General features: G+C 70.5%; 5 protein-coding genes. 4 read left to right on the top strand and 1 reads right to left on the bottom strand.

Features of this window, described 5'->3' with window-relative positions; genetic code table 11:
* The 4 genes from DEIPI_RS0126305 to DEIPI_RS0126320 form a co-directional block, all read left to right on the top strand.
* Positions 1-1,959 (top strand): malectin domain-containing carbohydrate-binding protein (locus tag DEIPI_RS0126305; RefSeq protein WP_027483752.1); only part of this gene is annotated, 1,959 nt, incomplete at its 5' end.
* Positions 1,960-2,017: 58 nt separating this feature from the next.
* Positions 2,018-3,925, top strand: coding sequence for a malectin domain-containing carbohydrate-binding protein (locus DEIPI_RS34875; protein WP_052352048.1), 1,908 nt, complete (start codon positions 2,018-2,020; stop codon positions 3,923-3,925).
* A 34-nt stretch (positions 3,926-3,959) separates the two neighbouring features.
* Positions 3,960-5,096, top strand: coding sequence for a Kelch repeat-containing protein (locus DEIPI_RS34880; protein WP_052352049.1), 1,137 nt, complete (start codon positions 3,960-3,962; stop codon positions 5,094-5,096).
* Positions 5,097-5,174: 78 nt separating this feature from the next.
* The gene (locus tag DEIPI_RS0126320; protein WP_084475031.1) at positions 5,175-6,362 is read left to right on the top strand and encodes a tRNA wybutosine-synthesizing protein 4 beta-propeller domain-containing protein; all 1,188 of its coding nucleotides are present in this window, start codon (positions 5,175-5,177) and stop codon (positions 6,360-6,362) included.
* Positions 6,363-6,422: 60 nt separating this feature from the next.
* On the opposite strand, the gene DEIPI_RS34885 is transcribed toward DEIPI_RS0126320, so the two are convergent.
* A partial coding sequence (locus tag DEIPI_RS34885) for an NPCBM/NEW2 domain-containing protein (protein ID WP_045235245.1) occupies positions 6,423-9,655 on the bottom strand: 3,233 nt, incomplete at its 5' end.

Consider the following 9,655-nt stretch of genomic DNA (forward strand, 5'->3'; position numbering starts at 1 on the left):
CGGCGCGGGACGGACGCGGCGGTGAGCGCGCGCCTGGACGTGTCGGGCGCGTCGGAGGTGCGGTTGGTGGTGAGTGACGCGGGGGACGGCAAGGATTACGATCATGCCGACTGGGCGGGCCCCACCCTCACCTGCGCCGCGCCGGCCGACACCACACCGCCCGCCGCGCCCCGCGGTCTCGCCACGAGCGCCGACACGAGCGGCGTGACGCTGAACTGGACCGCGAACACAGAACCCGATCTCGCCGGGTACCGCGTGAGCCGCGCGAGCGCCGCGACCGGCCCGTGGAGCGTCCTCACGCCCACCCTGCTGACCGCCGCGACCTACAAGGACATCACCGCGCCGGGCGGGACGCCGTCGTACTACCGCGTCGAGGCGCTCGACAAGAGCGGCAACGTCAGCACCCCCGCAAGCGCGAGCGCCACCCGACCCGCCGAGTCGGTTCCCGCCTCGCAGGGCGTCCTGACCGTCGAGAATCTCGACAAGATCCCCTTCCCCGATCGGCTCGTGTTCAGCCGCATCCAGCAGCCCGTTCCCGGTCAGAACGTCCACGACACCGTCACCCTGCGCGTCCGCAACACGGGCCCCGAGGCCGTGACGGTCACGGAGATGCCGGTGCAGGGCCCCTGGACCGTCACCCCCGCCGTCACGCCCGCCTCGCCCCTCAAGATCGCGGCGGGCGCCTTCGCGGACTTCACGGTGAAGTTCACCGCGACGGGCCCCGGCAACGTGAGCTCCTTCCTGCACGAGGGCAACCTGACGATCGTGTCGAACGCGTCGAACAACCAGCGTCTCCCCGTGCAGCTCGCGGGCACCTGGCAGAACCTGTCCGAGAGCAACGACGAACCCACCCTGGAGGACATCCGCCGCGCCTTCGGCTACCAGTTCACCTACGCCAAGTCCGGCCAGACGCTCAACCAGATGGGCGCCATCGTCCCCACGGGCGACGAGGTCATCTCCGCGTACTGGCAGCGCGCCGACGAGACCAAACCCATGACCATCGTCCAGCTCGCCGCGTTCCACAACCAGGGCAAGACCGCCACCATCTTCTGGTACGAGAAGGGCAAGACCGGCCTCAACCACACCCTCACCCACGACGGCAGCTACGGCCAGTCGCTGCTGCCCGCCAACAACGTGGGCGGCGGACTCGCCACCGTCACCTTCTCCCCCTACGCCAAGACCTTCGGCTTCAACGTGGACGGCGGGGAGTGGAGCGACCCGAGCATGAACGGCCGCTCGGAGAACTGCACGCCCGGCGTCGTCACCCAGTGCGGGCACGACCTGCGCTTCTGGCCCGTCCGGGACCGCTCGGGCACCCCGGTCCCCAACACGTACCTGATGATCATGGACTACGCGGGGATCAACTACGACTACAACGACAACATGTACCTGATCAGCAACATCAGGCCCGCCCCCGTCCTCTACGACGTCGGCGCGAGAAACGCCGCCTCGTACACCGACCCGCGCGGCAACGTCTGGATGCCCGACGTCCGCACGACGTACTCCAGCCGCGTCGGCCAGAACGAGAAGCGCAGCATCGTGTTCGCGGACAACGGCGGCGCCACGCCCGACGAACCCACCTTCAAGGACCCCGCCACCATCGACGTCGCCGGGACCGACATGGGCCCGCTGTACCAGACGTACCGCGCCATCATGGACCCGCAGCCCGCCCAGGACAGGCGGATCATGCACTACGTCATCCCCATCGACAACGGGACGTACACCGTGAAGCTGCACTTCGCGGAACTGTACTGGAACGCGCCGGGCCAGCGTGTCTTCGACGTCCTCGCCGAGAACACCGTGGTCTTCCCGAACCTCGACATCTACGCCCTCACGAACGCGCAGAACACCGCGCTCGTCAAGGACTTCACCGTCACCGTCACGGACGGCCAGCTCAACATCGACCTCAGGGCCACGAAGGACTACGGCGCCCTGATGGGCCTCGAAATCCTGCGCTGAACCATCTTGGGACGCGTCCTCGCGGCGCGTCCCGGGCCCACCGGAAAGGACCGTCATCATGCTTCACACTTCTCCCTCCCCGTCCCGTCTGCGCGCGGCCCTGCTCCTGAGCCTCGCGCTCGTCCTCGGCGCCTGCGGCGCGCCCGACCCCTCCAGCAACCAGGAGGGCGGCGGCGTCGTCGATCAGCAGCTCGCGGCGCCCACCAACTTCACGGCCAGCGCCGACCCCGACGGCGTGACCCTCGACTGGGCCGACGTGCCCGGCGACGTTTCCGGCTACCGCGTCAGCCGCGCCGACAGTCAGAACGGACCGTACGCCCTCCTGACGTCCGAACCCGTCCAGACGTCCACCTACCGCGACACCACCGCCCCGGCAGGCAAGGTCTCGTACTACCGGGTCGTCACGGTCGGAGCGTCCGGCGCGGCGAGCGTCCCCGCCACGACGAGCGTCACGCGGCCCGCCGTCAGCACGTCCCTCGCGAGGATCACCGTGGAGAACCGCGACGCGTTCCCCTTCCAGGACCGGCTCGTGTTCAGCCGGATCCAGGAACCCGTCAGCGGACAGAACGTCCACGACACCGTCACCCTGCGCGTTCGCAGCACCGGGCAGGAGGCGCTCGTCATCACCGACGTGCCCGTGCAGGGCCCCTGGACGATCACGAACCTCCCGGCGCTCCCCGCGACCGTCAATCCCGGCGGGTCGCTCGACCTCACGGTGAAGTTCACCGCGACGGGCCCCGGCCCGACGAGCCGTCACCTGCACGAGGGCAACCTCACCCTCAGGACCAACGACTCCACCCGGCCCGCCCTCGTGGTGCAGCTCGCGGGCACGTGGCAGCAGTACTCCGAGAACAACGACGAGCCCTCCGTGGAGGACATCCGCCGCGCCTTCGGCTACCAGTTCACGTACACGAAACCCGGTCAGAACCTCAACCAGTGGGGCGCCGTCGTGCCCACCGGCGACGAGGTCATCTCGGCGTACTGGCAGCGGGTCGACGAGACCAAGCCCGTCACGGTGACGCAACTCGCCGCGTTCCACAACCAGAGTCAGACCGCGGCGCTCTTCTGGCACCCCAAGGGCTCGTCGAACCGCACGAGCGTCCTCACGCACGACGCGAGCTACGGGCAGTCCCTGCTGCCGCGCGTCAACGGCGGGACCGGCATTGCCCGCACGACGTTCACGCCGTCCAAAGTGTTCGGCTTCAACGTGGACGGCGTCGAGTGGACGGACCCCGCGCTCAACGGACGTTCCGAGAACTGCACGCCGAGCGCGACGACACAGTGCGGGCACGACCTGCGCTTCTGGCCCGTGCGCGACCCTTCCGGTCAGGTCATCCCGGACACGTACCTGATGCTGATGGACTACGTCGGCATCAACTACGACTACAACGACAACATGTTCCTCGTCAGCAACGTCAAACCCGCTCCGATCCTCTACGACGTCGGCGCGAGGAACGGCGCCTCGTACACCGACCCGCAGGGCCGCGTGTGGATGCCCGACCTCGTCACGACCTACTCCAGCCGGGTGAACCAGAGCGAGAAGCGCGGCATCGTCGTTCCCGACGTCGCCGGGACGACCGCCCCCGACGAACCCGCCCAGCCGACGACGGTGCCCATCGCGAACAGCAGCATCGATCCCGTGTACCAGACGTACCGCGCCCTCATGAACCCGGAGCCCGCCCAGGATCGGCGGATCATGCACTACACCGTTCCCCTCAACAACGGGACGTACACCGTGAACCTGCACTTCGCGGAACTGTACTGGAACGCGCCGGGCCAGCGTGTCTTCGACGTCCTCGCCGAGAACGCCGTGGTCCTCCCGAACCTCGACATCTTCGCGCAGGCGGGCAAGAACACCGCGCTCGTCAAGCCCCTCCAGGTGACCGTCACGGACGGTCAGCTCAACATCGACCTCAGGGCCACGAAGGACTACGGCGCCCTCGCCGGCCTCGAGATCCTGCGTTGAAGACTTCTCCTCTCCGCTCGAAAGGATGTTGACCGTGCGGCGCTCCCTCGCCTGTTCCGCTCTCCTGCCGGCCCTGCTGCTCTCCGTCGTCCTCGGCTCCTGCGGCGCGCCGCCCGCGGGCCAGAGCGAGGTCCGGGGCGAGGTTCCCTCGCCCTCCCCGACCCCGACGCCCGACCCCACCCCGACGCCCGACCCCACACCGACGCCCACCCCCGCGCCGACGCCTCCGCCACCTCCCGTCGTCTCCAACGACTTCACCTACACGGCGATCGCCGCGCAGCCACAGGGCGTCTTCGAGGGGCAGGGCCGCGTCGTGGGCGGCCGGCTCTACACCTTCGGCGGGTACGACGTCACGAAACTGCCCGGCTACACGCCCACCAACCGCGCGTACGTGTTCGATCCCGCCGCCGGGACGTGGACGAGGCTCGCGAACATGCCGGGATGCGGTGTCACGCACGCGGGTGTGGCGGCGAACGACGCCTCCGTCTTCATCGCGGGCGGGTATGCCGCCGCCAGTGCCGACTGCTCCGGGCAGGTGTTCGGGACGCGGGCCGTGTGGCGCTACGACGTCGCGAAGAACACCTACACGGCCCTCCCCGACCTGCCCGAGGCCCGTGGTGGCGGCCAGCTGGAGCTCGTGGGCGGACGCCTGCACTACTTCGGCGGGTCCACGCTCGCGCGGGCGGACGCGGCGCAGCACTGGACGCTGGACCTCGGCGTGGCGGACGCCGCATGGAGGGTGGCGGCGGCCCTGCCGAGGGCCCGCAATCACCTCGGCTCGGCCGTGCTGAACGGACGGATCTACGCGGTGGGTGGGCAGCAGGGTCAGGACGCTCAGGCCGTCACGAGCGCCGACGTGGACGTCTACGACCCCTCGTCGGACCGCTGGACGTCCCTGCCCGCGCTCCCACGAGGGCGCAGCCACATCGCCGCGTCGACGTTCGTCCTCGGCGCCCGCATCGTCGTGGCGGGCGGCGAGACGGGCTACACGCAGAAGACGGCGGACGTCGTCGCCTACGACCCGTCGACCCGGACGTGGGCGACCCTCTCTCCCCTGCCCGCCGCGCGCACCTCGGGTGTGGCGGGCGCGTTCGGCGATACCTTCGTCTTCACGGGCGGAGAGGGCACCGGGGGAGCGGCGGGCTCCGGATGGAGGGCAACGCCGGAATAGGTTCCGGGGCGAGGAACCTGGCACGATGGGCCGGAGGACGCGTTCCTCCGGCCCGAACACGAGAGGAGAAGCATCCCCATGCCTGAACCTGCCCGCTCGAAGTTCCACTCGAAGTCGTTCGCACTCGCCGCGAGCCTGACCTTCGCTCTCGGGGCATGCGGCACACCCGGCCCGGTGGGCGGCCCGGCCCCGTCCGAGGTGGTGATCCCGACCCCCGTCGATCCGGCGCCAACCCCCACCCCCGTCGATCCGGCGCCGACCCCCACCCCCGTCGATCCGGCGCCGACCCCCACCCCCGTCGATCCGACACCTGCACCGACACCCACGCCCTCGCCCTCGCCCGCCCCGACGACCTACGCCTACGCGCAGGCGACCGCGCTGCCCTACAGGGTCTCGGAGAGCCAGGGCCGGGTGGTGAACGGCAAGCTGTACGTCTTCGGGGGCTTCGACAGCCTCAAGGCGTGCTGCGTCCCCACGGACCGCGCGTACGTCTACGACGGGAGCGCGTGGGCGCCCGTCGCGTCCATGCCGGACGGCGGCGCCACGCACGTGGGCGTCACCACGGACGGCGCGCGGTACGTGTACCTGGCGGGCGGCTACATCGCCGACGCGTCCCGCACGGGTCAGATCTTCGGCACGCGGGCCGTGTGGCGTTACGACACCACCCTGAACCGCTACGACCGCCTTCGCGACCTGCCGATCGAGCGCGCGGCGGGACAGCTGGAGCTCGTCGGCGGGAAGCTGCACTACTTCGGCGGGACGAACCTCGCGCGGACGCAGGACGTCGCGGACCACTACGTCCTCGACCTCGACGACCCGGGGGCGAACTGGACGACGGCGGCGCCCCTGCCCAACCCCCGGCATCACATGGGGTCGGTGGTTCTGGGCGGCTTCATCTACGCGGTGGGTGGGCAGAAGGGGCACGACGGCGCCCTCGTCACGCAGGCGTCCGTGGACCGCTACGACCCGGCCAGGAACGAGTGGACGGCCGTGAAGTCCCTGCCCTTCGCGCGGGGGCACGTCGCGAACTCCACCTTCGTGCTGGGCGGCCGGATCGTCGTGGCGGGCGGTGAGACGGCGCACACCGTCGGGACCGCCGACGTGGTGGCCTACGATCCGGACAGGGACGAGTGGGCGCCCCTGACGGCCCTGCCGTCCGCGCGGATTTCCGGCGTGGCGGCGCCGCTGGGGCCGGGCTTCGTGTTCGCGGGCGGCATGGCGGGCGGGGACGGCTCGAAGGACGTCTGGAGCGCCACGCCCCGCTGAGACGGCCAGCAGAACACGAACGCCGCCGCGGGATGTACGGCGGCGTCCGCGTTCCCGGTTCTACCGTGGACGGACGAGGGTGATCTTGCCCGAGCCGTAGTTCTGCTGGTCGAGCTGCGCGACGTACAGGTAGCCGTTCTCACGGTTCTCGACGAGGTCGAGCGGGGCGGGCGAGAAGTCCGTGAGTCCGCTGACGCGCTCCTGCGCCGCGACGATGTTGCCGTCCGCGCCGGGCGTCAGCACGATGATGTCGCGGCCCGCGCTGAAGCGCACCACCAGCAGCTTGTTCCTCAGCGCGGAGTTCCCCGCGAGGGTGTACTCCTCGATCACGCCGTTGGGAGAGGCGTGCTGCCCGAAGTCGTACGCGAAGCCGCGCCAGTTCGGGTCGGGGCGCGTGCCGACCGGGTACTCGGCGAGTTCCATCGGGTCGGCGGCGCTCGTGGGGTTCGCGCCGAACGCGGCGTACTCGCAGCGCAGGGGGTTCGGATGCCCGTAGTAGCCGCCCGCCTCCACCTTGAAGAGGTAGTCGTTCTGCACGCCCGCGCCCGTGATGCCGGGCACGGCGGGACCGCCGTAGCCGCGCCGGGCGCACGCGGCGGGCAGGACGGAGGGCGTGGCGGGCGCGTTGCCGCCCGCGGCGGAGCCGTTGGTGGGCACGTACAGCCGTCCGTTGGTGTGCCAGACCATGTCGTACGCGTTGCGGATGCCGCTCGCGAAGATCGTGAGGGGAGCGTTCGGAGCGTACGGGTCGTAGGTGCCGCCGTCCTCGGTGCGGACGTCGAGCGGGAGCGTGCCGATCTTCGTGAGGTCCACGCGCAGCAGGGCCGCCGTGAGGAGCCGCTCGGGGCGGTTGCGCCACGCCACGTCGGGCGCGCCGAGCGAACTGTTGCTGCCCTGCAGCACGTACAGGACGTTCGGCTCGGAGGGACGCAGGGCGATGGAGTTCGTCATGTGGTCCTGCGCGGAGCGCGGGAGACCCACGACGACGTCCTGCACGTTCTCCAGGTTCGGCCCCGAGAGGCGGGTGATCTTGCCGGACCAGTCCGGGGCGGGGTCGCTGGTGGGGCCGCCCCAGAAGTAGTTGTTGCTGACGTACAGGACGAGGTTGTCTGCGGTGGAGGCGGGCGCGAACTTCAGCCCGACGATGCTGCGCGGGCCGCCGTTGGCGTTCTGCACGCTCTTGATGACCTCGGGCGTGCCGAGGGTGCCGTCGGCGTTGATCCCGAAGCGGCGGATCTCGCCGACGATGTTCGCGGCGTACAGCTTGTTGTCCGGGCCGATCTCCACGGCGGTGTAGCCCATGCCGACGGTGGTGGGCAGTTCGACCTTCTCGAACGCGACGGCGTTGCCGCTGGTGGTGGCGGAGCCCGTCACGAAGGACGTCGAGAAGGGCCGGAAGGCGCTCCCCGCGATGTCACGCAGACCACCCGTGATCTCGAAGGTGTAGCGGGTGTTGGGTTTGAGGGGCGCGCTCGGACGCAGCACGACGACGTCGCTGCCGCCGGAGGTGTTGCGTGACGCGGCGACGTCGGTGCCGGTGGCGCTCTCATAGAGCCGCACGGTCGTCGGGGTCATGCTGGTGACGTCCACACCGGCGGAGACGAGGTTCAGGTCGGCCGTGACGGCGCGGGAGAGATCCACCATCTTCTCGAAGGCCTGCGGTCCCGTGTAGCGCACGGCGGGCCGGTCGCCAGGCTGGATGCGGACCCAGTCGAGCTTGGTGTTGATGCCGCCGCGCGCGTCGAGGGTGAGGCGTCCGTCGGTGACGGTGACGCGGCGCGCGCCCACGAAGAACTTGCGTGGCTCGGTCGGTTCGAAGGCGGACACGGCGGCCTGCCCCTCGACGTTCAGCTGGTGGGTGCTGTCGAAGCTGTTGCTGGCGTCGCCGACGCCGACGGTGACGTTGTAGGTGCCGTTCGGGAGGGCGTACTCCCACGCGCCGGGCGTCTTGTTGCCCGTCCCGGCGGCGCTCGTGGGGTACTGCATGTGAATGAGGGTGCTCGTGGCGACGTCCACGGAGGGGTCGGCGCGGTCGCGAAGGTTCGTGCTCAGGTCGAGCGGGGTGGGCGTGGCGGTGCCGACGCTGTCCTCGCGGATCCAGCCGTAGCCTCGCGTGGCGCTGTACGGCGCGCCCGTGTCGGCGACGAAGCCGTTCGGGACGGCCGTGGAGGCGGGCTGGAAATTCACGCTCACGCCTCCCTGCGGGAAGCTCTCGGTGGTCGTGACGCAGGTGAGGGTAGGGCCCGCCCAGTCGGCATGATCGTAATCCTTGCCGTCCCCCGCGTCACTCACCACCAACCGCACCTCCGACGCGCCCGACACGTCCAGGCGCGCGCTCACCGCCGCGTCCGTCCCGCGCCGCACCCCCGACGACCACGCCCGCACCCCGTCACGCCACACCTCGAACACCACGCTGCCCCGCGCGCCCACCTCGTCATCCACCCCCACGCTCGTCTCGAACACCGAGCACCGTCCGTCCAGCGCGTACCGCACCACGCTCCCCGCGTGCACCCCCAACCCACGCGCGAACGCGACCCCCTCGATCTTCATGCCCACCCCGTCGCCCGCCAGGTTCTCCCCGTTGCTGCGGTCCCGTTCCACCGGACCCCAGCCGTTGGTGGCGCTCACGTACGTCAGGTCCGTCAACGGCGTCGTGCCCGACGGCGGCGCGCTGGTCGCGCAGCTCAGGATCGGGTCGAGCCAGTCGGCGTGATCGTAGTCGATGCCGTCCCCGCCGTCCGTGACGATCAACTTGAGGGTCTGCACGCCCGTGACGTCCACGTTGAAGCTCACCGCGGCACTGGTGCCGGTGACTTTGGGGCTGGTGTACAGGGTGCGGCCGTCGCCCTGCAGGCTGAAGACGGCGCTGCCGCGTCCTTTGGTTTCGTCGTCGATGCCGACGCTGCCGGTGAGGGTGGTGCATTGCGCGCCGAGGGTGTAGGTGACGGTGCTGGCGGCGTGCACGCCGAGGCCTTTGGGGGTGGTGGTGCCGCGGACGGTGAGGGGTCGACCGTCGCCCTGGGCTTGTTCGCCGTTGCTCTGGTCTTTTTCGATGGGGCCCCAGGCGTTGGTGGCGCTGGTGGGGGTGAGGTCGCTGAGGTGGTTGGTGGTGGTGGCCTGGGTGGTGAGGGTGTGGGGGGCGGTGGGGCTGGTCCAGGTGGGCCAGGGGGTGGGGGTGGCGTAGGGGTTGCTGGGGTCGATCTGCGCGGGTGCGCTCCACGGGTAGCTCCGACCCCCCGCGTACGGGTTCTCCTCCCCGGACGGTTGCGGAGCGGGCGCGCCGCAGCTCCACA

The organism is Deinococcus pimensis DSM 21231, assembly GCF_000519345.1.
Lineage (GTDB): Bacteria > Deinococcota > Deinococci > Deinococcales > Deinococcaceae > Deinococcus_A > Deinococcus_A pimensis.

Coding starts and splice junctions, on each gene's coding strand:
- DEIPI_RS34875 (WP_052352048.1), top strand. CDS start 2,018: ATGCTTCACACTTCTCCCTCCCCGTCCCGTCTGCGCGCGGCCCTGCTC.
- DEIPI_RS0126320 (WP_084475031.1), top strand. CDS start 5,175: ATGCCTGAACCTGCCCGCTCGAAGTTCCACTCGAAGTCGTTCGCACTC.